The organism is Aestuariivirga sp., from assembly GCF_965227715.1.
In the GTDB taxonomy this organism is placed as follows: domain Bacteria; phylum Pseudomonadota; class Alphaproteobacteria; order Rhizobiales; family Aestuariivirgaceae; genus Aestuariivirga.
Window position 1 is genome coordinate 2,057,481 of record NZ_OZ245771.1, and the last position, 21,591, is coordinate 2,079,071.

The window sequence follows — 21,591 nt, forward strand, 5'->3', positions numbered from 1 at the left end:
GGAGGCTCCTTGGGGTGTGCCGAAGCAACAGACAGGAGGCTCTCAAGGTTCCGGAAACAGGCGGGATTTTCCGGCGCAGTTAAAGGGCTGCGGAGATTACTCCGCAGCCTCGCGTGCACGCTCGCCCGCGGCCGGCAGGCTTTCCTGAATGCGTTTGAAGGTCGCCAGGGCCTGGCCCACAACCTGATCCATGTTGTAGTAGCGGTAGGTCGCCAGTCGGCCCACAAACCACACATCCTCCCGCGCCGCCGCAAGCGCTTCATAGCGTTTGTAAAGGGCCTCGTTCTCCGCGCGGGGAACGGGATAATAGGGATCTCCCACATCCGTGGGGTGTTCATAGGTCAGGCTCGTCTTGGCCGCCGTCTGACCCGTGAGATGCTTGTATTCCGTAATACGGGTATAATCCTCCGTCTGCGGATAATTGACAGTCGCCACCGGCTGGAACTGCTCCTGGTTCAGCGTGCGGTGCTCGAAGCGCAGCGAGCGGTAGGGGAGCTTGCCATATTGCCAGTCGAAAAACTCATCCACGGGGCCCGTATAAATCAGCCTGTTAAAACGGATCTGGTCGCGGATTTCGCGGAAGTCCGTCTGCAGCATGATCTTGATCTTGGGGTGCTTGACCATACGCTCGAACATCCGGGTGTAACCGTGAAGCGGCATGGCTTGGAAGCTGTCGGTGAAGTAGCGGTCATCCCGGTTCGTGCGGGTGGGGATGCGGGCGGTCACCGACTTGTTGAGCTCGGACGGATCAACACCCCACTGCTTGCGCGTGTAGCCACGGAAAAACTTTTCATAGAGTTCGCGGCCAACGGTACAGACAACCACATCTTCCGACGTCTTGATCTCGTCCACCGTTTCCCGTCGTTCGGCGAAGAAGCGCTCAAGCTCTTCGGAGGTCAGATCAAGTCCATAGAGCTTGTTGATGGTATCGAGATTGATCGGGATCGGCAGGAGCTTGCCGTCGACCTGGGCCAGAACCCTGTGCTCATAGGGGCGCCACTCGGTGAATTGCGAGAGATAGTCGACGATCTGCTGCCCGTTGGTATGAAAGATGTGAGGGCCATACCGATGGATCAGGATTCCAGCATCGTCATAGCAATCATATGCATTGCCCCCGATGTGCGGCCGCCTGTCCACCAGCAAAACAGATTCGCCCCTTTGTGAGGCGATCCGTTCTGCCAGAACGCTTCCCGCAAAGCCCGCGCCGACGATAAGCCAGTCGAACATCCCGCTCATGCTCCGACGCGGATTGCTGCAGCGTCGATGCTCGGGCGCGACACCCGCGAAAGCTGAGCTGACATTCCATTCCACGTCTGGTCCCAGGACATGGTTCCAAGATAGCTGTCAACCGAGTTACGCAGCAAGTCCTTCGGATTGCCGAGCGCCTCACGAAGCTTCTCTTCGATATCTTCGCTATCTGCAATTTGAACGAGGCCCTGGGCGCCGTAGCTCCGCACCACATCGACAATGGCGGTCGAGACAACCGGAAGTCCTGCTGCGAGAAATTCCGGGGTCTTGGTGGGGCTGATGTAACGCGTGGCTTCATTCAGGGCGAAGGGCATCCAGCCTGCATCCCAGCCAGCCATGTAGCTCGGAAGTTCCATATAGGACTTTGAACCCAACCAGTGAATGTTGGGAAGGCGCGGCAGATCCGCCGGATCGATCTTGACGACGGGGCCGATCATGACGAACTGCACGTCCGGCATGGCGGCGGCAGCTTCGTTCAGAAGCTTGATGTCGAGGCGCTCATCCAGCACGCCGGCAAAGCCCACGCGCGGGTGTGGAATCGAAGCCTGGTCTGCGGGATCATTCAGCGGCCTTCTTGCCTTGTGGAAATGCGCAACGTCAATGCTGCTCGGGAACGGATAGATTGATTTGTGCAGCCGGCGTTTGGCTTCATAGATGCTCTGTCCGCCGGTGAACACCACATCGGCCCGCTGCATCAGCAGGCGCTCCATCTGGAGCAACTCACGCGGGGCGTTCTTGAAAGCGGAGAGTTCGTCCATGCAATCATAGACGCAGACATCGCAATCAATGTGATCCGAGAAGGGCAGCGCCATGGGCGTGTAATACCAGAGCACAAGCCGGTCATACTGAAGTGAAGCAAGCGCATTATCGAGAAGCATGCGCTGCAGATCCACCGCATCGCTGGCCGCCGTGCCCTCGGGGAGAACGGGCGTCAGAACGCGAATGTTCGTGGACGGTTCAGTGGCCCTCATGAACGGCCGGGCCACGGCTTCATAGACCGGCTCCTCGAAATAGAGGACCTGGTGGGTCTTTGCGGCGCGGGTCAAGAGATGCTGGGGGCGCTGGAAAACAAAATTCCACCGAAGATGGGACAAGCAGAGGAGAACGGAAGACTCGGGAGCAGTGCCTTTCGTCTTCGAGATTGCCGTCGGTGTGAGGAGCGCCATGTTTGTCCTGTTCCTTTATCGAATGAAGTAGGTTTCTTATCCTACCTTCCGCCTGACACCGGCGGGGGAATAGCGGGTCATACAATTCTCCAGCGGTGATGATGTTCCGCCAGTTGGACGGCACCTGTGCGAGGTCTCTCGCGAATACTTCCGCTGCGGCCCAGCCTCTTGAGCGCTGGCAGGCCTTGCAGGACAATTCTGGAGGGTTCGGGGGTCCGCTTTCTGCAAACGTCCGGAACCGGCTTTGGTTCCAAGCTGGAAAACAGCCGCTAAGTGCAGATTTAGACAGTAACAAACCGGATGGTGAAGCTCCACCACCCGGCTCGAACGGTTGCTTAAAAAAGATGCGGCGTCAGGCGCTGCGGGACAGGTATGGCTGACTCAAATCGAACTTGGCGATACCGAAACGCCAGCGGTGATCAGTGGCGACCCTGCGGCTTTGATAGAAAAGTGTCAGTTCACGTCCATCGACCATGACGGTCGAATGGCCATTTTCACCAGGCTCTCCGGGATCGAGCACGGGGCCGAGCGAGACATAGGGGCCATCGACCGTGTCCGAAATTGCGAAGAACACGCGCTGCCGGCTGCCCCTTGCACCTTCGGGCAGAAAGCAGGTGGCATTGAGCAGAATGCGGCCATCGGGAAGTTCCACCAATTGCGCGCCTTCGATTCCCCATTCGTAATCCGGATGTTCGCGCGAGTTGTGATGCGGCAACTCGCTGTGATCGAGAATTTTGCCCAGGCGCTTCCACGGCCCGAACCATGAGTCGGACATGCTGCGGGCGAGATAGACATCAGGCTGCGGCACACGCGTGAAGGGTGGCATGCCGGAGTAGACGATGTAACGCTTGCCGCCGATCATCGCGGGATGAGGATCGTATATGCCGTCCTCGCCGGTGCCGGGAAGGGCCAGGATCGCCGGCTGCAGGACCACCCAGTTGAAGCCATCATTGGAGACTGCGTGTTCGCAGCGGCCGCCGGACTTCATGAACTCCGTCTGCACGAACATGTGGAAGACGCCCGTATCGAAGATGACGCCGGGGGCGGCGATGCCGGAACCCTTGATCGGCAGGCGGATCGGCTCATGCTCCGTCCACGGCCCATAGAGATCGGGTGCGGTGGCGTGAAGAATGTTCCAGGTTTCGCTGCGCACCGTGCCGCTCGATCCGAAGACATGCCACAACTCGCCGTCGAAGACCGGGCAAGGATCCTTCAGATCCTCGGTCAGGGCAGGATGGAACAGAGGAAACACGTTCTCGCTGATCGTGATTTTCATCTTGAGTTCTGTCCGAGGCACCGGCGCGTGGGTGGGTTGCCCGCCGGGGCCGTTTCTAGTTTTCTGATCCTGACGGCGAGCGCCAGTGTTCATCTTTGTACTGAGTATCCGCCTTCCCGCATGAACGGATGCTTAACGATGTTATGTCCACTCGTCGACACAGGCTGTTCACTGATTTGACTCTGGTGCGCTGCCGCCGTTCAAGTCGCCAGAGTCGCGGGCGAAGTCAAGACGGTTTCACTCTTGGACACAAGAAATCCCAGATGTGCGGAGGCCGCCCACCATCCGGCCAAGATTGCTTCACGCCCTGTCCCCACATCTGGCTCATTCACCCGCGGCGGACGGAACCCACCCTCAGGATTGATTGTCGCTGCCTTATCCGCCACATTCGCCGCATCGGAGGATCTTCATGAACGTCAATGGGCAGCATTACCGGACGATTTGGCTCAACGCCGATGGCTGGGCAGTGGACATCATCGACCAGACGAAGTTTCCGCATCAGTTTGAAACCGTGACGCTGCGCACGCCTGGGGATGCAGCGGTGGCCATCAAGGACATGCTGGTGCGGGGAGCGCCGCTGATCGGCGTCACCGCCGCCTATGGCATGGCACTGGCGATGCGCCAGGACGGTTCAGACGGTGCCCTCTCAGCCGCCTATGACCTGCTCGTCAAGACCAGGCCCACGGCCATCAACCTCAAATGGGCGCTCGATGAGATGACGCGGGCGCTGACGCCTTTGCCGGCCGGGCAACGCTCCGCCGCCGCCTATGTGCGTGCCGCCGAGATCGCGGAGGAGGATGTGGCCATCAACCAGGCCATTGGACGTCATGGCTTCTCCATCATTGAGGACATCGCCCGCCATAAGAAACCCGGCGAAACGATTAACATTCTCACGCATTGCAACGCAGGCTGGCTTGCCACCGTGGATTGGGGCACCGCGACTGCGCCCCTCTACACAGCACATGATGCCGGGTTTCCCATTCACGTCTGGGTGGATGAGACCCGGCCGCGCAACCAGGGCGCTTCGCTGACCGCCTGGGAACTTCTTCACCATGGCGTTGCTCACACGGTGATACCCGACAACACGGGCGGCCACCTGATGCAGCACGGCCTGGTGGACATGGCGATCGTCGGCACCGACCGCACCACGGCGCAAGGCGATGTGTGCAACAAGATCGGCACCTATTTGAAGGCGCTGGCGGCGCATGACAATGGCGTGCCCTTCTATGTGGCGCTTCCCTCTCCCACCATCGACTTCACCGTGCTCGACGGGGTGAAGGAAATTCCCATCGAGCAGCGCGGGGGCCATGAAGTGTCCCACATGACCGGCCGGACGGAAGACGGGCGGATCGAGACGGTGGAAATCACCCCTCGCGGTTCCAAGGTGGCGAATTATGCTTTCGACGTGACGCCCGCGCGCTATGTGACGGGCCTCATCACCGAGCGCGGCGTGATTGCCGCGAACCGGGCCGAGATTGCAAAGGCCTTTCCGGAACGCGCCACTCAGTAATGCGCGATATCCCGCCGGACCTGGCGGGCAGCCGCCATGACCGTGGCGATCGATCCATAGGCCGCGGTGTTCACCATCATGTCCCGCGCCAGGGTGAGGGCGCGCGCCTCACAAGTGGCGCGCAGTTCCCTGTCCTTGATCCATTCAAGGTCGATGTTATGGGCAAGGCCCAGGATGCGGCGGATCATCTTGGCGGCGGCGAAACCAACCGTATCCGCCCATAGCCTGTCCATATAGGCCTGGCGCTCCATCTCGAGCCGCGCTGCGCCCTCTGCTTCGGCAAAGAGGGAGATGGGATAGGCATCGCCTGTTGGGTTTTCACGCCAGAGGGCGAGGAACTTTTCCCTGAAAGCCGTCCAGATGCGCTCCAACGTTTCAAGTACCCAGTCGCGGTAGCCATCGCGGGCGCCAGGACTTTCTACATGGCCGTCCTGAGCCAGATAATTCAGCAGGAAATTGGCCACGATCGCGCCCACATCGAAGCCCATCGGGCCCATGAAGGCGAATTCCGGATCGATGACGCGGGTTTCCTCCGGCGTCAGCATGATGGAGCCGGTGTGCAGATCGCCATGCAGCATGGCTTCGGCAGAGGAGAGGAACTTGAGCTTGAGGCGCGAGACCGCGATCTTGAGCTCCCCATCTTCCCGCCAGCGCGCGGCATAGGTGTCCAACTCAGGCGATGTCCAGCGGTTCAGCTCCGCCACACGGTAAGGATCGGTGAAAATGAGATCCTCGGTGATTTTGCACAGCGCAGTGTTGCCGGCGAAAGCCGCAATCATCGCCTTCTTCCTGTCCGCCGTCAGTGCGAGGTCCGAGGTGAAATAAAGCGTGCGGGCCATGAAGCTCGAGATGTCATCGGCGAAGCGCGGATATTCAACCGCATCGATCATGCCGCGGCGCATGATGATGTGGGGCTCGAGGAGTTCCATCACGATCAGCGCCTGCCGCTCATCATAGTGATGGATGTGCGGCACCAGCTTTCCCGTGAGGCGGGCCTGCTCGGACAGGGCCATATGCTCATAATGCGCGCGCGACAGCGGCAGCGGCCAGCTCTCCCCCACCAGGCGCACATAGGGCAGCGCCTGCTTGACGGCGACACCCCCGGCCGGACCCTTCACGATGAAGACGAGGTTGAGGTTGCCGTCCCCCACCTCCGCAATGGTCCATTGCGGCGGCTCTCCGCCGAGCACGGCACGGACGGCGTCTATGCCTGACAAATAGGCAGCCAGCGTTTCCGGATTTTGCGGTGAATAGCCTTCACGGATTTCGATCGAAGCAGACATGATGAGCAGCGTGTTGTTTCCTTGCGCGCAGTGAGTAGCGGAACGGCAGACGAATGCAAGTGCACCTCCGCAACGGCATAACTTCGCAGTCGCACACATCATGATGCCATGCAGCAAATCTAATTTGTAAGACAATAGCTCTGGACAAACTTCCAACTGTGTTGGATGTTTTGCGCGATCGGCGTCCTTCAGAAGTTTCGGCCAAAGCTACGGCCAAGAAACCGCACAGCGGACGCGCGAGAGACCATGAGCTTGGAGGAGGACCAACGCAATGCTCGACGATCTCATCAAGGAAGCCGCAACGCGGCGTGACGTGTTCAAGAAGCTCGGCGCCACGGCGCTGGGTGCCGCCCTTCTGGCGGATGCCGGATTCGACCCGGCCATGGCCCAGGCGCTTGCGCCCGGCGCCAAGCCCATGAAGGCCGCGTTCTCGAACGCCGGCCTGCAGGCCACCTGGTGCGCCCAGGGCAAGCAGGCAGCGGAAGCCTGGGGCAAGCTGATGAATGTGGAGATCACCTGGTTTGATGGTGAACTCTCCGCCACCAAGCAGCGCGCCGCCATTGACAACATGGCCTCCCAGCAGTGGGATTTCGTGGCCATTCAGACCTTCGGCATCGGCACGCTGACGGATCCGATCAAAAAGATGATCGACGGCGGCACGCCGGTGATCGCCATGGATACGCTGGTGGCTCCGCCCGGAACTGTTCCGCTGCAGACCTTCATCGCGCCCGACAACGTGATGATGGGCTCCGTCGTCACCAATGCGCTGGTCAAGGCCATGGGTGGCGCAGGCAACATCGTGATGACGCAGGGTGCGCTCGGCCATTCGGGCGCTCAGGGCCGCGCCAAGGGCTTCCACCAGGTCATTGACGGCAACCCCAACATCAAGCTGCTGGACGAGCAGCCCGCAGACTGGGACGTGACCAAGGTCGCCCGCATCTGGGATTCGCTCCTCACGCAGTATCCGGACATCAAGGGTGCCTTCTTCCACAATGACGACATGGCGCTTGCCGCGCACAACGTCATGAAGGCCAAGAACCGCACCGACATCCTGATCGCCGGTGTGGACGCCATGCCGCCCGCGGTGAACGCGGTGCTTGAAGGCGTGATGGTGGCAACGGTTCGCAACCCCTCCTGCCGCATTCACGGCTGGTCGGTGGCGGCGGGCGTTGCAGCTGTCCAGGGTGGCGAAAAGCCCGGCAAGGACATTCCGGACTTCATCCTCGCGGACGGCCCGGTCATCACCAAGGAAACGGCGCAGGGCCATCTTTGGCTTCAGAAGAACTTCCTGATCTGATTTCGCAGGTGATGTCAGATCCGTTACAAGAGACGAGCGGGGGCCCTTTGCCCCTGCTCGAGCTTTCCAACGTCTCGAAGCACTTCGGCGGCGTCATGGCGCTGAAGAATGTGGATTTTACTCTGCTGCCAGGCGAAATTCACGGCCTTGTGGGCGAGAATGGCGCTGGCAAGTCCACCACCATGAAGATCATCGCCGGGGTCCACACGGACTATGACGGCGTCATGAAGATTAAGGGCCGCGAGGTGCGTCTGCGCTCTGCGCGGGATGCGCTCAGCCAATCCATTGGCATGGTGCATCAGGAACTCTCGATCGTGCCCGACCTTACGGTTGCGGAAAACGTGTTCCTTGGCAGCCAGCCGCTCACCGCAATGGGAACGGTGGACTGGGGCCGGATGAACCGGGAGGCCCGGCAGCTGATCGCAAGCTTGGGCCTCGACATCGATCCCACCACCACCATGGGCTCATTGCCCGTTGGCTTGCAGCAGCTCGTGGAGCTCTCCCGCGTATTGTTCTCAGGCGCGCAGATCATCATTCTGGACGAGCCCACCTCGGCACTTTCGCCTCCTGAGGTGAAGCAGCTATTCGAAGTGCTGCGCCGGCTGCGCAAAGAAGGCCGTTCCATCGTCTTCATCTCGCATTTCCTTGATGACGTTCTCGATATTTCCGACCGCGTGACCGTGTTCCGCAACGGCCACAAGGTGATTACCGAGGACACGAGCAAGCTCACCAAGGACCTGGTCATCTCGCACATGATCGGCCGCGGCTCCAAGGGCATGCATATGGGCGAAGAGGCGGAGCTAAAGGGCGATGATGCAAAGCCCATCGTACTCTCCGTCAGCGGCGTGAGCGACGGCCGGAACTTGCGTGATTTCTCGATCGATCTCAGAGCTGGTGAAATCACCGGTGTTTATGGCTTCATGGGTTCGGGCCAGATCGAGCTCGCACGCGCGCTCTTCGGCAAGGTGGCGTTGCGGCGCGGCAGCCTGAAGCTCGATGGCAAGACCGTGCGCTTCCGTTCAACCGCAGCGGCGCGCGCGGCCGGCATCGCCTTTGTGCCCGAGAACCGGCGCATGATGCTGTTCCGCCAGGAGCCGGTCTACAAGAACGTCTCGATTTCCATCCTCGGCCGCATTCACCGCCTGTGGCTGAAGCCGCGGGAGGAAAAGCGGATTACCGAGACCCACATCAAGGACCTGCAGATCAGGCCGCCGCGCACGGCCATTCCGCTGGGTTCCCTTTCGGGCGGAAATCAGCAGAAAGTGGCGCTGGCAAAGTGGCTCACTCACCTGCCGCGCGTGCTGATCCTCGCGGAACCCACCCGCGGCATGGATGTGGGCGCCAAGGAAGACGTGATCCGCATCGTGAAATCGCTGCGGGACAAGGGTGTGGCGATCCTCGTCCTCTCGACCGAGCCGGAAACCATCCTGACGCTCGCGGACCGGGTGACGGTGATCAAGCGTGGGATCGTGGCGCGCGAATTCGCGGCGGGCCACATCGAAAAGGCCGACCTGCTGGCGGCCGCCTGAGAATGAACCGGAGAGAGTTGAGATGACGACAGCAGACACGGTGGCGCCCCGCAGCTTCAGCCTGAAGCGCTTCCTGGCCGACCAGCTGAGGAACATTGCGCCCGTCTTCACGCTGGTGGCGCTCGTCGTGTTCTTCAGCTTCGCGTCCACCTCCTTCCTGACGCTCGACAATATGCTGAACATCGTGCGTCAGCTGTCGATCACCGGCATCATAGCGGTGGGCCTCACTTATGTGATACTGACGTCCGAGATCGATCTGTCCGTGGCGGCGGTGGCCAATGCGGTAGGCATCACCGTTGCCTATTTCACCATCCAGCCGGACTATGTGAACATTGCCAATGTGCCTCTGCCGGGCTGGATCGCCATCATCCTGGCGCTCGCTGCGGCCTTTGCCTTCGGCCTCGTCACCGCGGGTGGCATGACCATCATCGGCATTCCGTCCTTCATCATGACGCTGGCGATGATGCAGATTGCCAATGGTGTTTCCGCCATGCTGGTGCGCGGGCAGATTGCCTATCAATATCCGGACCTCATCACCACGCTGGGCTCCGGCACGGCCTTCTCCATTCCGCTGGGCCTCAACGCAGCGGGCAAGGCGATGTTCATTCCCATCGGCTGGACCATCATCGTCTGCATGGTGTTCCTGCTCGTCGGGCACCTCGTGCTCACCTACACCCGCTATGGCCGCTACATCTACATGGTGGGCGGCAATCGCGAGGCGGCGGAGTATTCGGGCGTCAACGTCAAATTCATCATCGGCTCGGTCATGGTGATCTGCGCAGTGTGTTCCGGCATTGCCGGCATGTTGGGTGTCGCCTATTTCGGCTCCGCCCAGCAGAACCAGTTTGACACCTTCCTGCTTGATGCAATTGCGGCAGTCGTCGTCGGCGGCACGTCCCTGTTCGGCGGGCGCGGCGGCATTGGGAACACCATCATCGGGCTTCTGGTGCTGGGCGTGGTCAATAACGGGCTTGACCATATCCAGATCGACTCCTTCCTCAAGATTCTGATCCGCGGCCTCATCCTGCTCGCGGCGCTCATCATCAATGTCTACGCCCAGGTGCTGAAGGAGAAGCAGTCGGACCTGGACTGAGGCTACTCCCCGTTTCCGTCATCCCGGCATGCGCCGGGGTGACGTCCGTTGGGGAGATGCTTTGAAGCCATATGGCGGTTGATCCGCCCCCTTTGGCCTGCGTAACAACCTTCATGACATCCCCTTCGCTTTACTGGCTTCGCAACGACCTGCGCCTTGCGGACAATGCCGCCCTGACGGCCGCAGCCGCACAGGGGCCCATAATCTTTCTCTATGTGCTCGATGACGAGACGCCAGGTGAGTGGCGCCTTGGCGGCGCGTCGCGCTGGTGGCTGCACAAATCGCTTGCTGCATTGGGAACACGTGTTCCCCTTACCCTCAGGCAGGGCGCTGCGGACATCGTGATTGCGGAGGTGCTGGCAGAGACGGGGGCAACATCGGTTCACTTCGCGCGGGACCATGCGCCATGGTCGCCCGCGCTGGAGCGCCGGGTGAAGGACGTTGCGGAACGTGCGGGTGCTTCCTGCCACCGCTATGGCGGCATGCTGCTGCATGAGCCCGAAGCGATCCGCAATGGTTCGGGCGAGCCCTATCGCGTCTACACGCCATTTTCCAAGGCCTGCTTCGCAGCGGGGGAGCCAAAGCCCTTGCGGCCTGTCCCGTCCTTCACCGCGTGGAACGGCCCTGCCGCCAGCGACCGGCTGGAAGACTGGGGCCTCCTCCCCGCCAAGCCGGACTGGGCCGCCGACTTCCCGCAATACTGGACACCCGGTGAAGCAGGCGCTGCCGCACGGCTCGAGGCCTTCATTGACGATGGTCTTGCGCATTACGCTGATGCGCGGGACAGGCCGGACCGGAACGTGACCTCGAGGCTTTCGCCCCATCTTCGCTTCGGCGAAGTGAGCCCCGCCCAATGCTGGCACGCCGTGCGCGCGGCACAGCTTGCAGCGGGCGGCAAGCTGGACAGGGCATCGGAAAAATTCCTGAAGGAGGTGCTGTGGCGGGAGTTCTCCTATCATCTGCTCCACCATTGGCCCAGCCTGCCTTCAAAGCCTTTCCGCCCGGAATTCGAAGCCTTTCCGTGGAGCGGCAATCCCCACGGCCTTCACGCCTGGCAGAAGGGTCTCACGGGCTACCCGATTGTCGACGCGGGTCTGCGGGAGCTGTGGGCCACCGGCATTATGCACAATCGCGTGCGCATGATCGCAGCCTCCTTCCTCATCAAGGACCTGCTGATCCACTGGACGGAAGGCGAACGCTGGTTTTGGGACACGCTGGTTGACGCAGATATCGCCAGCAATGCGGCAAGCTGGCAGTGGGTCGCGGGCTGCGGGGCTGATGCAGCGCCCTATTTCCGAATCTTCAACCCGGTGCTGCAAGGCGTGAAGTTCGACCCCCAAGGCGCCTATGTCCGGAAATGGGTGCCGGAGCTGGCCCGTCTGCCCGATGCCCTCATTCACCAGCCCTGGGCAGCGCCGGCCCTTGTTCTCGCAACGGCCGGGGTTGAACTGGGGCGGAACTATCCGCATCCTGTTGTCGACCACGGGACGGCGCGGGATAAGGCGCTGGCCGCATTCCAAGAGATCAAGGGGGCAGCATGACAAGGCTTCTCGGCATCACCGGTTCACTGCGGCGGGCGTCCAGCAATACCGGATTGCTGCGCGCACTCGAGGGCATGGCGCCCGGCCATGTGACGGTCGAGATCGCCACGCTCCACGGCATTCCGCTGTTCAACGAGGATGATGAGACAGCCAGCGGCAAGCCCGCAGCCGTGCAGGCGCTCGATGCGAAGATCCGCGCGGCGGATGGCATTGTCATTGCGTGCCCGGAGTATAATTTTTCGATTCCGGGTGTTCTGAAGAATGGCACCGACTGGCTGTCGCGCGGCGGCTCTCCCTTCCGCTGGAAGCGTGTGGGGATCGTCGGCGCAGGCGGCGGCCAATTCGTGGGCACAGCGCGCTCGCAATATCATTTCCGGCAGAACCTGCAGGCCCTGCAGGCCATCACGATGCCGCGGCCGGAAATCTTCGTGAATCACAATGAAGAGAAATTCGACGCGGACGGAAACCTGACGGACGAAGAGACAAAGCGCTATCTGGCGAAATGGCTGGAGGCGTTTCTGGAGTGGGTGGAAAAAAGGCCTTAGGCGCGGCACCCTTTTACGGCTCTTGCCAAAGGGGACGCGTGGATCAAGTCCGCGCCAGGTGAAAAGGCGGGCCGCGCCGTCTTTCGCGGTTAGCGCTCAAACGTCCACACTCACCGCCGCCGTCCGGATCGCCCGGATCTCCGCCGCATAATCCTTCGCCTTGAAGATGGCAGAGCCTGCCACCAGCACATTGGCGCCTGCTCTCACGGCGTCTCCGGCATTGGCGCGGGTGATGCCGCCGTCAACCTCAATGTCGATGTTCCGCCCACGGACCATCTCGCGCACTTCTGAAATCTTGCCGAGCATGGCCGGAATGAAGCTCTGCCCGCCAAAACCGGGGTTGACGCTCATCACCAGAATGAGGTCCAGCCGGTCGAGCACGTGCTTCAAAACCGAAACGGGCGTGGCGGGGTTCAGCGAGACGCCCGCCCTCTTGCCCAGCGCGCGGATCGCCTGCAAAGAGCGGTCGAGATGGGGGCCCGCCTCGGCATGAACGGTGATGATGTCCGCCCCCGCCTTGGCGAAGGCTTCGAGATAGCGGTCAACCGGGGCAATCATCAGATGGACGTCGAAGGGCTTCTTCGTGACGCCGCGGATCCCCTCCATCACCGGCGTGCCGAAAGAGATGTTGGGCACGAAATGCCCGTCCATCACGTCGATATGGATCCAGTCTGCGCCAGCTTCATCGATGGCGCGCACCTCTTCCCCCAGCCTCGCGAAATCAGCCGCGAGGATGGAGGGCGCGATGAGGAGAGGACGAGTCACCGCCCGATCAGCCGATCAACTTGCCGAAATGCACCGCCGTATCGCCCATGCGGTTCGAGAAGCCCCACTCATTGTCATACCAGGAGAGGATCTGGACGAAATTGTCGTCCATCACCTTGGTCTGGTCGAGGTGGAAGACGGAGGAATGCGGATCATGGTTGAAGTCGATCGAGACATTGGGCCTGGCCGTGGTGCCGAGGATTCCCTTCAGCGGGCCGTTTGCGGCGGCCTTGAGGATCGCCTCATTCACCTCTTCCTTGGTGGTCTTGCGCTTGGCGATGAACTTGAGATCGACGACCGAGACATTGGGCGTGGGAACACGGATCGAGATGCCATCGAGCTTGCCTTTGAGCTCCGGCAGCACCAGGCCCACGGCCTTCGCCGCACCCGTGGAAGTGGGGATCATGGACAAGGCCGCCGCGCGGGCGCGGTAGAGGTCCTTGTGCATGGTATCCAGCGTGGGCTGGTCACCCGTGTAAGAGTGGATCGTGGTCATCATGCCCTTCTCGATGCCGATCGCGTCATTCAACACCTTGGCCACGGGGGCCAGGCAATTGGTGGTGCAGGAGGCATTCGAGATCACCACGTGATCCTTGGTGAGCTTGTCATGGTTGACGCCATAGACCACCGTGAAATCCGCACCGTCGGAGGGCGCCGAGACGATGACGCGCTTGGCGCCGGCGGTGAGATGGGCCGCCGCCTTGTCCCGCGCAGTGAAGATGCCGGTGCATTCGAGTGCGATGTCAACGCCCAGATCCTTCCAGGGCAGCTGGCTCGGGTCCTTGATGGCGGTGACCTTGAACTGGTCCGACCCGATCGAGATCGAATCGCCCTTCACCGTCACCTCATGGGGGAAGCGGCCATGAACGGAATCGAACTGCAGGAGATGGGCATTGGTCTCAACCGGGCCCAGATCATTGACGGCCACCACGTCGATATCCTGCCGGCCGGACTCATAGATGGCGCGGACAATGTTGCGGCCGATACGGCCAAAGCCGTTGATGGCGACACGGACTTTCGTCATGGGCAGGTCTCCGGATGATGCTCTGTTGAGGTCGGCGGCTGTTATAGAGAATTCGCCGGGCCATGAAAGGGGGTTGTTGAGGTACGTAACTCAGAATTCCCGCCCGAAATGGCGCGGGAAAAAGGCTGCGAGCGCTGTGATGATGATCTTGCGGGCATCCAGCGCGGAAACGGGGGCGTTGCTGCGCATGGCCTCCGCCGCCAGCCTCAGCCACAGCCCGTCGCCCAGGCTTTCCAGGCTCTGCATGACCAGGTGGCTGTTCAGCCCGTAGCCGCCATCCGCGTCCAGTTCACGGCACAGCGCCTCGGTCACCGCCAGGCGTTCGGCATCAAGGCCGGCGCAGATCTGGTCATAGACGGGCCTGCCCTGCGCCTCCCCCCAGAAGGCGACCCACGCTGCCAGTTTCTGGCGGGTGAAGACATCCGTGTCGAAGTCCGACAGCAGAATGGCCTTCAGGCGTTCAGCAGGGGCGGGGCCAGCGGCCCTCATGCTGGCTTCCCAATGGCTGCGGTATTCCGCCGCCAGAGAGGCCAGCGCATCCCCCAGCAGCTCATCCTTGCTGTTGAAGTGGAAAATCACGATGCCGGGGGACAGGCCCGCCTCTTTCGCGACATCCGCCACCGTCAGGGCCGCATAGCCCTTCCGGGCCAGCACGGCGATCGTCGATTCGATCAATTGCTGGCGCCGGACGCTGCGCGACGCCTTGCGGAGGGGAATTGCCTCCGCGCTCATTTCTTCTGCTCCACAGGAAGCCCGTGACCTGACCTTGCCATGGCGGAAAGCATAGTGAATGCTGTGCTGGGGGGAAAGCCTCAAGCGGGGCCCGCGTGGCAGGTTGCGGTGACCCGTCACACCCATTTGTCCGTAGGACGGCTTATGCGCGATCACGAACTCCGATCTGTCCTGAATGATGAGCTGCACGGCCGGCCTGGCTTGCCGGTCACGGCGCCCTCGCGCATCACCCATCTGGCCTTCACCTTGAGCGAAGGTGACGGGGACCCGCTCACCCATGTGCGCCTGCTGTGCGACGCGCTGGGCGTGAAGCCGCCGCCGCCGGGGGCTGCCCACCATTCGGCGGAGATCGCAGGCGGTCAGATCAAATATGAGCGCCATGGCGAGTTCTACCGGATCAGCGTGGTGGCAGAGGGCGGCCCTGAGAAGGGTGAGGCATTGGCCATCCTCCCCGTGGGCTGGGTGGAGGGCCTCCCCGGAGACCGGCTCGTCGGCATTCACACCCGCATCATGGCAAAGCAGGAGCCGAGCCCGGAGACGGCGGATCTCATCGCCATGTTCGGCCATGAAGATCTTGCGGGTTCCCGCGTAAGTTCGGGCCTTGCCACGGTGTGGACGGATTTTCGCATCGGCCCTGATGGTTACACCCGCATGCTGGTGCAGGACCACGGGCTCTCCCCCTTCCGGCTGGGGCGCGTTGTCCGCCGCATCCATGAGATCGAGACCTACCGGATGATGGCGCTCCTGGCGCTGCCGCTGGCCCGCAAGGTGCAGCCGGAGCTCGCCGTCCTTGAGCGTGCCCTGTCCAAGGTGACGGCGGACATGCTCTCCGCCCAGGAAAGCCATGAGGATGCAGAGCTGTTGACGGCGCTGAGCCGCATCGCGCGCGATGTGGAGGAAATTTCGAGCCGCACCAGCTACCGCTTCTCGGCGGCGCGCGCCTATGCGGCCCTCGTCGACAAGCGCATTGCAGAGCTGGGCGAGGAAAAGGTGATGAGCTTCCAGCGCATCGGCGTGTTTCTGGACCGCCGCTTCACCCCCGCCATGGCCACCTGCCTGGCGGTGAGCGACCGGATCAAGAGCCTGGCGGAACGCAGCGAGCGCGCTTCAAACCTGCTCCGCACCCGCGTTGACATCGCACTCGAGGCGCAGAACCAGCAGGTGCTGAGATCAATGGAAAAGCGCAGCCACCAGCAACTGCGCCTGCAGGAGACGGTTGAAGGTCTCTCCGTGGTGGCGATCAGCTACTATCTGATCGGCATTCTGGGAAAACTCTTCGACGGCTTCGGGGATTACGCGCATGTGGAGACGAAACTCGTCAGCGTGCTGAGCATTCCCGTTGTGGTGTTCCTCGTCTGGTATGGAATTAGGCGGCTGCGCAAGCGGATTCTCAGTTCGGAAAAGGAGTAGCGGCCGCTCCGCCCCCTCCTCCCGTCTTACGCGGGCATATCCCGCGTAGCCTCTTTCTCATCCAGTCCCCTACAGCTTCACCCACTTCCCATTCTTCGCTGATGATTTGACGCAGGCCTCGATGAAGGCCATGCCGGCAACGCCATCGGCGATGCCGGGGAACGCCACATCCTTTTCCTGTTTCTTGCCGGCGCGCTTTGCCTTAATCGCGCGGGCCACTTCCGTGTAGATATTGGCGAAGCCTTCGAGATAGCCTTCCGGGTGGCCGGGCGGCACGCGGGTCACGCGGGCGGCGGCGGCGTTGGCGCCGGCACCACCTCTGGTGATCAGCCGCTTCGGTTCGCCGAAGGGCGTGTACCAAAGGTAATTCGGATCGGCCTGCGTCCACTCAAGGCCGCCCTTGGTGCCATAGACGCGGAGCTTCAGGCCGTTCTCATTGCCGGGCGCAACCTGGCTTGCCCACAGCATGCCGCGGGCACCGCCCTTGAAGCGCAGCATGACGTTCACATTGTCATCGAGCGCGCGGCCCTTCACGAAGGTGGTGAGATCGGCGGCGAGTTCTTCACACGCGAGGCCCGACACATCGCACATCAGCTGGAAAGTATGCGTGCCGATGTCACCCACGCAGCCGCCCGCACCAGAGCGCTTGGGGTCGGTTCGCCATTCCGCCTGTTTCTGGCCAGTCTTCTCCAGTGCCGTCGTCAGCCAGTCCTGCGGATACTCGCCCTGAACGAGGCGGATTTCACCCAATTCACCCGCCTTCACCATGGCTTTGGCCTGGCGGATCATCGGATAGCCGGAATAATTGTGGGTGACGGCAAAGATCACATCGGGGTGCTTCGCCAGTGCCTTCTCCAGCGCCTTCGCCTCCTTCAGGTTCAGCGCCAGCGGCTTGTCACAGATCACATGGATGCCCGCCTCGATGAAGGTCATGGCAGCGGGCACATGCACATGGTTGGGTGTTACGATCGACACGGCTTCGATGCCATCGGGCCTGGCCGCTTCCGCCTTCGCCATGGCCGTGTAATCGGTATAGATGCGGTCAGGTGCCAGGCCCAGTTCCGCGCCGGAGGCCCTTGCCTTCTTCGCATCGGCGGACAGTGCGCCTGCCACGAACTCATATTGATCGTCCATGCGCGCAGCGAGGCGGTGCACGGCGCCGATGAAGGCCCCCTGCCCGCCGCCCACCATGCCCAGCCTGATACGGCCCGTATTCGCGTCGCTTCGTCCTGACACCATGTGCTGTCCCTCCTGAGGAAGATTTTCATTGCCGTCATGCCGGCCTTGGCTTGCATGGCGGAAAATAAGGTTAAGCCAAACCCAGCATCCTGTGGATCTTCGATGTATCCTTTTCGCCTGCCGCGAAATCATCGAAGGACTTGGCCGTCGTCTTGATGATGTGGCTTTCGATGAAGGGTGCGCCTTCGGCGGCACCCTGCTCCGCGTCCTTGATGCAGCATTCCCATTCGAGCACGGCCCAGCTGTCATAATTATACTGCGCGAGCTTCGAGAACACGCCGCCGAAATCCACCTGTCCATCGCCCAGCGAACGGAAGCGCCCGGCGCGGTTGAGCCAGGGCTGGAAGCCGGAATAAACGCCCTGCCGGCCAGTAGGATTGAATTCCGCATCCTTCACATGGAAGGCGCAGATGCGCTCATGATAGATGTCGATGAAGTCCAGATAGTCGAGCTGCTGCAGCACGAAATGCGAGGGATCATAGTTGATCTGGGCGCGCGGGTGATTGTTCAGGCGCCCGAGGAACATCTCGAAGGTGATGCCGTCGATCAGATCTTCGCCGGGGTGGAGTTCATAACCCACGTCGACGCCGTTCTCGTCCATCACGTCAAGGAGCGGCTTCCACCGCCGCGCCAGCTCGTCAAAAGCCTCTTCGATCAGGCCCGGCGGGCGCGGGGGCCAGGAATATATGAAGGGCCAGGCCAGTGCGCCGGAGAAGGTGACATGCGAGGTGAGCCCCAAATTCTTCGAGGCCTTGGCCGCCATACGCACCTGATCTTCCGCCCAGGCGCGCCGGTCCTTTGGCTTGCCATGAACCGCACCGGGCGCGAAGGCATCAAAACCCTCATCATAGGTTGGGTGCACGGCCACGAGCTGGCCCTGGAGATGGCTCGAAAGCTCGGTGATCTCCACGCCATTGGCCTGAGCCACGCCCTTCACCTCGTCACAATAGGTCTTGGAGCCGGCAGCCTTCTTCAGGTCAAACAGGCGGCCGTCCCAGCTGGGGATTTGCACCCCCTTATAGCCGAGCGAGCCCGCCCATTTGGTGATCGAGTCCCATGAGTTGAAGGGCGCTGCATCGCCCGCGAACTGGGCCAAGAACAAGGCCGGTCCTTTGATATCTGTCGGCATGTGTTGGGTCCTCCCTGGAACAATCAGATGTATGAGTTGAGAAGCGCTTCGATGCGCTCTTGTCTTCCGGATTTGGGTTGCGGATCGAGGCCTTCGGCCAGCGCGCGAGCGGCAATCGACTCGAGTGTCTCCTTGCCCTCCAGCATGGCCTTGTTCTTGGGCTCGCTCCACTTGCCATAGCGATCGGAGACGATCTGTCCGAGCTTGCCGTCTTCGAGGATATTCGCCGCAATCAGAAGCCCGCGCGCGCAGGCATCCATCGAGCCCACATGCGCGTGCAGCAGATCATCGGGCTCGATCGACTGACGCCTGATCTTGGCATCGAAGTTGAGGCCGCCCGTGGTGAAGCCGCCGGCTTTCAGGATTTCGAGGAAGGCCAGGGACATTTCCGGAATGTTCATGGCGAACTGGTCCGTATCCCAGCCCGACTGATAATCACCACGGTTGATGTCGATGCCGCCAAAGATGCCGAGGGCGGAGGCAAGTGCGATTTCATGCTCGAACGTATGCCCCGCGAGGATCGCATGGTTCTGCTCGATGTTGACCTTCACATCCTGCTGAAGCCCCAGCGAGCAGATGGTGGCGTAGACGGTGGCCACATCGTAATCATACTGATGCTTGGTCGGCTCCTGCGGCTTCGGCTCGATCAGGATGGGGCCCTTGAAGCCGATCTTGTGCTTGTAGTCGACCACCATGGCGAGGAAGCGCTTGGCCTGCTCCAGCTCATGCCCGATGTTGGTGTTGATGAGCGTCTCATAGCCTTCGCGGCCGCCCCACATCACATAATTGGCGCCGTCGAGATCCTTGGTCACGTCCATGCAGTGCTTCACCTGCGCGGCACAGTAGGCAAAGACGTCCGGGTCGGGGTTGGTCGCCGCGCCTGCCATGAAGCGGCGGTTCGAGAACATGTTGGCGGTGCCCCATAAGAGCTTCTTGTTCTGCGCCGCCATCTTCTTCTCGAAGATTTTCGCAATCGCCGTGACATTGGCGTTGAACTCCTTCAGCGACTTGCCCTCCGGCGCAATGTCCAGGTCATGGAAGCAGAAGAAATCGACGTCCAGCAAGTCGAGTGTTTCGAACATCAGATCGGCCTTCATGCGGGCGGCCGCCATCTCGTCACTCATGTGGTGCCAGGCGCGGTTGAAGGTGTCACCACCGAAGGGGTCCGTGCCCGGCCAGCACAGCGTGTGCCAATAGGCCACGGCAAAGCGCATCTGCTCGCGCATGGTCTTGCCCAGCACCATCTGGTCCGGGTTGTACCAGCGGAAAGCGAGGTCGCTCGTGCTGTTGGGGCCCTCATAGCGGATGGGTGTGGTGTGCGAATAGAAAGCGGACATCAGCGGTAAATCTCCTTGATCGCGGGATAGATCTTTGCGTAGCGGCGGTAATGCTCCTCATAAGCATCACGCGCCTTTGGTTCTGGCTTGATGGTGCGGGCCGTCTTGGGCGCCGTCAGCACCTTGCGAAAATCGGCACCGGTTGCAGCGATGAGGCCGAGGCGCGCCGCACCAAATGCGCCGCCCACATCTCCTGCAGCAGGCAAATCCACCGGCACGCCGAGCACGGTCGCGATGATCTTGAGCCAGAGCTCGGATTTGGATCCGCCGCCCACGGCGGTGACGCGCTTCACTTCGGTGCCAGCATCCTTCAGCGCCTCGAGCGAGTCACGGAAGGCGAAGGCCACGGCATCAAGGGCTGCGTGAGTCAGCGTCTTGTGGTCACTCTCATGGCCAAGCCCCATGATGAGGCCTCTGACCTGCGCATCGGCCACGGGCGTCCTCTCGCCCGAGAGATAGGGAAGCATCAGCGCCGGCGATGGCCCGGTGAGATTGGCGCCAAGCTTGGCGGTGAGCTTTGGTGCGGCAACCCCAAGAATGGTTGCCAGCCACTCGAGGCTCGCGGCCGCCGAGAGGATCACGCCCATCTGGTGCCAGGTGTTGGGCACGGCATGGCAGAAGGCATGAACGGCGCGGCCCGCATTGGGGCGGAACGTGTCATTGGAGACGAACAGCACGCCAGAGGTGCCAATCGAGAGGAGGGCGGAATTATCCGTCACCGCGCCGATGCCGCAGGCCGCTGCCGCATTGTCACCGCCGCCGCCTGCAACCACCGGCCGCTTCGGCATGCCCCAGGATTTGGCGACGGCCGGCGTCAGCCGCCCTGTTGCATCCGTGCCCTCATAGAGTTTCGGCATCTGGTCTGGCCGCATGCCGGTTGCGGCGAGCAATTTATCCGACCAATCGCGTTTCGCGATGTCCAGCCAATAGGTGCCGGAGGAATCCGACATGTCGGAAGCATATTCGCCGGTCATGCGGAGGCGGATATAATCCTTCGGCAGCAGCACCTTGGCGACTTGAGCGAAAATCTTCGGCTCATGCTTCTTGACCCAGAGAAGCTTGGGCGCGGTGAACCCCGCGAGCGGAATGTTGCCGGAAATTTCGCGGGCATCGGGCTCTGCTGTTTCGATCTCCTCGCATTCGCGGAAGGAGCGCGCATCGTTCCACAGGATGCAGGGGCGCAGTGGCTTGCCGTCCTTTCCCAGCAAGGTGGCGCCATGCTGCTGGCCGGAGAGGCCGATCCCTTCAACGGCGGCAATGGCCTTAGGCTTCATCTTGCCCAATGTCTTCACCACTGTGTTGCAGGCCTTCCACCAGTCCTCCGGATTTTGCTCCGACCAGCCAGGCTGCGGGCGCTGCACCTTCAAGGCTGCGTTCGCCGTGGCCACGATCTTCTGCTTGGCGTCGATCAGAACGCCCTTCACCGATGATGTGCCGAAATCCAAACCCAGATACATGTGCCGTGTC

Annotated in this window: 18 protein-coding genes; 7 read left to right on the forward strand and 11 right to left on the reverse strand. The window is 61.6% G+C overall.

Going from position 1 to position 21,591, the window contains the following annotated elements; translation table 11 throughout:
• Positions 1–96: 96 nt before the first annotated feature.
• The 3 genes from glf to ACO06F_RS09680 all read right to left on the reverse strand — a co-directional run bounded on the left by glf (position 97) and on the right by ACO06F_RS09680 (position 3,690).
• The gene (gene glf / locus ACO06F_RS09670; RefSeq protein WP_421696473.1) at positions 97–1,227 is read right to left on the reverse strand and encodes a UDP-galactopyranose mutase; all 1,131 of its coding nucleotides are present in this window, start codon (positions 1,225–1,227) and stop codon (positions 97–99) included.
• 5 nt (positions 1,228–1,232) lie between these two features.
• On the reverse strand, positions 1,233–2,414 hold the full coding sequence (locus ACO06F_RS09675; RefSeq protein ID WP_421696474.1) for a glycosyltransferase family 1 protein: 1,182 nt from the start codon (positions 2,412–2,414) through the stop codon (positions 1,233–1,235).
• A gap of 352 nt (positions 2,415–2,766) precedes the next feature.
• Positions 2,767–3,690 (reverse strand): hypothetical protein, encoded by a 924-nt coding sequence (locus ACO06F_RS09680; protein WP_421696475.1) that lies wholly within the window; start codon positions 3,688–3,690, stop codon positions 2,767–2,769.
• Positions 3,691–4,099: 409 nt separating this feature from the next.
• Here ACO06F_RS09680 and mtnA point away from each other — a divergent pair, with 409 nt between their 5' ends.
• Entirely contained in the window at positions 4,100–5,200 is a 1,101-nt protein-coding gene (gene mtnA, locus ACO06F_RS09685) for an S-methyl-5-thioribose-1-phosphate isomerase (protein WP_421696476.1), read from the forward strand.
• Here the strand turns inward: mtnA and mtnK are convergent.
• Positions 5,194–6,483 (reverse strand): S-methyl-5-thioribose kinase, encoded by a 1,290-nt coding sequence (mtnK, locus tag ACO06F_RS09690; protein WP_421696477.1) that lies wholly within the window; start codon positions 6,481–6,483, stop codon positions 5,194–5,196. The genes mtnA and mtnK overlap by 7 nt on opposite strands.
• Before the next feature lie 271 nt (positions 6,484–6,754).
• Here mtnK and ACO06F_RS09695 point away from each other — a divergent pair, with 271 nt between their 5' ends.
• The 5 genes from ACO06F_RS09695 (at position 6,755) to ACO06F_RS09715 (ending at position 12,488) form a co-directional block, all read left to right on the forward strand.
• A complete protein-coding gene (locus ACO06F_RS09695; protein WP_421696478.1) occupies positions 6,755–7,780 on the forward strand; it encodes a sugar ABC transporter substrate-binding protein in 1,026 nt (341 codons plus the stop codon).
• Between the two features lie 11 nt (positions 7,781–7,791).
• Positions 7,792–9,309, forward strand: coding sequence for a sugar ABC transporter ATP-binding protein (locus tag ACO06F_RS09700; protein WP_421696479.1), 1,518 nt, complete (start codon positions 7,792–7,794; stop codon positions 9,307–9,309).
• A 22-nt stretch (positions 9,310–9,331) separates the two neighbouring features.
• A complete protein-coding gene (locus ACO06F_RS09705) occupies positions 9,332–10,402 on the forward strand; it encodes an ABC transporter permease (protein ID WP_421696480.1) in 1,071 nt (356 codons plus the stop codon).
• Between the two features lie 113 nt (positions 10,403–10,515).
• The gene (locus tag ACO06F_RS09710) at positions 10,516–11,943 is read left to right on the forward strand and encodes a cryptochrome/photolyase family protein (RefSeq protein WP_421696481.1); all 1,428 of its coding nucleotides are present in this window, start codon (positions 10,516–10,518) and stop codon (positions 11,941–11,943) included.
• The gene (locus ACO06F_RS09715; RefSeq protein ID WP_421696482.1) at positions 11,940–12,488 is read left to right on the forward strand and encodes an NADPH-dependent FMN reductase; all 549 of its coding nucleotides are present in this window, start codon (positions 11,940–11,942) and stop codon (positions 12,486–12,488) included. Before ACO06F_RS09710 ends, ACO06F_RS09715 begins: the two co-directional genes overlap by 4 nt.
• Positions 12,489–12,584: 96 nt before the next feature.
• Here ACO06F_RS09715 and rpe read toward each other — a convergent pair whose 3' ends face one another.
• The 3 genes from rpe to ACO06F_RS09730 all read right to left on the reverse strand — a co-directional run bounded on the left by rpe (position 12,585) and on the right by ACO06F_RS09730 (position 15,009).
• On the reverse strand, positions 12,585–13,253 hold the full coding sequence (gene rpe / locus ACO06F_RS09720; protein WP_421696483.1) for a ribulose-phosphate 3-epimerase: 669 nt from the start codon (positions 13,251–13,253) through the stop codon (positions 12,585–12,587).
• A 7-nt stretch (positions 13,254–13,260) separates the two neighbouring features.
• Positions 13,261–14,277, reverse strand: a complete 1,017-nt coding sequence (gap, locus tag ACO06F_RS09725; RefSeq protein ID WP_421696484.1) for a type I glyceraldehyde-3-phosphate dehydrogenase — start codon at positions 14,275–14,277, stop codon at positions 13,261–13,263.
• A gap of 90 nt (positions 14,278–14,367) precedes the next feature.
• Entirely contained in the window at positions 14,368–15,009 is a 642-nt protein-coding gene (locus ACO06F_RS09730; protein ID WP_421696485.1) for a TetR family transcriptional regulator C-terminal domain-containing protein, read from the reverse strand.
• Between the two features lie 144 nt (positions 15,010–15,153).
• On the opposite strand from ACO06F_RS09730, the gene ACO06F_RS09735 reads away from it, so the two are divergent.
• Positions 15,154–16,419: a DUF3422 family protein gene (locus ACO06F_RS09735; RefSeq protein ID WP_421696486.1), complete on the forward strand. Its 1,266-nt coding sequence runs from the start codon at positions 15,154–15,156 to the stop codon at positions 16,417–16,419.
• A 69-nt stretch (positions 16,420–16,488) separates the two neighbouring features.
• Here the strand turns inward: ACO06F_RS09735 and ACO06F_RS09740 are convergent, their stop codons facing one another.
• The 4 genes from ACO06F_RS09740 to xylB all read right to left on the reverse strand — a co-directional run bounded on the left by ACO06F_RS09740 (position 16,489) and on the right by xylB (position 21,581).
• Positions 16,489–17,658: a Gfo/Idh/MocA family protein gene (locus ACO06F_RS09740; protein ID WP_421696487.1), complete on the reverse strand. Its 1,170-nt coding sequence runs from the start codon at positions 17,656–17,658 to the stop codon at positions 16,489–16,491.
• 70 nt (positions 17,659–17,728) lie between these two features.
• Positions 17,729–18,787 (reverse strand): sugar phosphate isomerase/epimerase family protein, encoded by a 1,059-nt coding sequence (locus ACO06F_RS09745; RefSeq protein WP_421696488.1) that lies wholly within the window; start codon positions 18,785–18,787, stop codon positions 17,729–17,731.
• A gap of 23 nt (positions 18,788–18,810) precedes the next feature.
• Positions 18,811–20,127: a xylose isomerase gene (gene xylA, locus ACO06F_RS09750; RefSeq protein ID WP_421696655.1), complete on the reverse strand. Its 1,317-nt coding sequence runs from the start codon at positions 20,125–20,127 to the stop codon at positions 18,811–18,813.
• A complete protein-coding gene (gene xylB / locus ACO06F_RS09755; protein ID WP_421696489.1) occupies positions 20,124–21,581 on the reverse strand; it encodes a xylulokinase in 1,458 nt (485 codons plus the stop codon). The genes xylA and xylB overlap by 4 nt, the downstream gene beginning before the upstream one ends.
• Positions 21,582–21,591: the final 10 nt, after the last annotated feature.

Bases quoted from the DNA above. Each gene is read 5' to 3' on its own strand.
- glf (WP_421696473.1), bottom strand. From the start codon at position 1,227: ATGTTCGACTGGCTTATCGTCGGCGCGGGCTTTGCGGGAAGCGTTCTG.
- ACO06F_RS09675 (WP_421696474.1), bottom strand. From the start codon at position 2,414: ATGGCGCTCCTCACACCGACGGCAATCTCGAAGACGAAAGGCACTGCT.
- ACO06F_RS09680 (WP_421696475.1), bottom strand. From the start codon at position 3,690: ATGAAAATCACGATCAGCGAGAACGTGTTTCCTCTGTTCCATCCTGCC.
- mtnA (WP_421696476.1), top strand. From the start codon at position 4,100: ATGAACGTCAATGGGCAGCATTACCGGACGATTTGGCTCAACGCCGAT.
- mtnK (WP_421696477.1), bottom strand. From the start codon at position 6,483: ATGTCTGCTTCGATCGAAATCCGTGAAGGCTATTCACCGCAAAATCCG.
- ACO06F_RS09695 (WP_421696478.1), top strand. From the start codon at position 6,755: ATGCTCGACGATCTCATCAAGGAAGCCGCAACGCGGCGTGACGTGTTC.
- ACO06F_RS09700 (WP_421696479.1), top strand. From the start codon at position 7,792: ATGTCAGATCCGTTACAAGAGACGAGCGGGGGCCCTTTGCCCCTGCTC.
- ACO06F_RS09705 (WP_421696480.1), top strand. From the start codon at position 9,332: ATGACGACAGCAGACACGGTGGCGCCCCGCAGCTTCAGCCTGAAGCGC.
- ACO06F_RS09710 (WP_421696481.1), top strand. From the start codon at position 10,516: ATGACATCCCCTTCGCTTTACTGGCTTCGCAACGACCTGCGCCTTGCG.
- ACO06F_RS09715 (WP_421696482.1), top strand. From the start codon at position 11,940: ATGACAAGGCTTCTCGGCATCACCGGTTCACTGCGGCGGGCGTCCAGC.
- gap (WP_421696484.1), bottom strand. From the start codon at position 14,277: ATGACGAAAGTCCGTGTCGCCATCAACGGCTTTGGCCGTATCGGCCGC.
- ACO06F_RS09730 (WP_421696485.1), bottom strand. From the start codon at position 15,009: ATGAGCGCGGAGGCAATTCCCCTCCGCAAGGCGTCGCGCAGCGTCCGG.
- ACO06F_RS09735 (WP_421696486.1), top strand. From the start codon at position 15,154: ATGCGCGATCACGAACTCCGATCTGTCCTGAATGATGAGCTGCACGGC.
- ACO06F_RS09740 (WP_421696487.1), bottom strand. From the start codon at position 17,658: ATGGTGTCAGGACGAAGCGACGCGAATACGGGCCGTATCAGGCTGGGC.
- ACO06F_RS09745 (WP_421696488.1), bottom strand. From the start codon at position 18,787: ATGCCGACAGATATCAAAGGACCGGCCTTGTTCTTGGCCCAGTTCGCG.
- xylB (WP_421696489.1), bottom strand. From the start codon at position 21,581: ATGTATCTGGGTTTGGATTTCGGCACATCATCGGTGAAGGGCGTTCTG.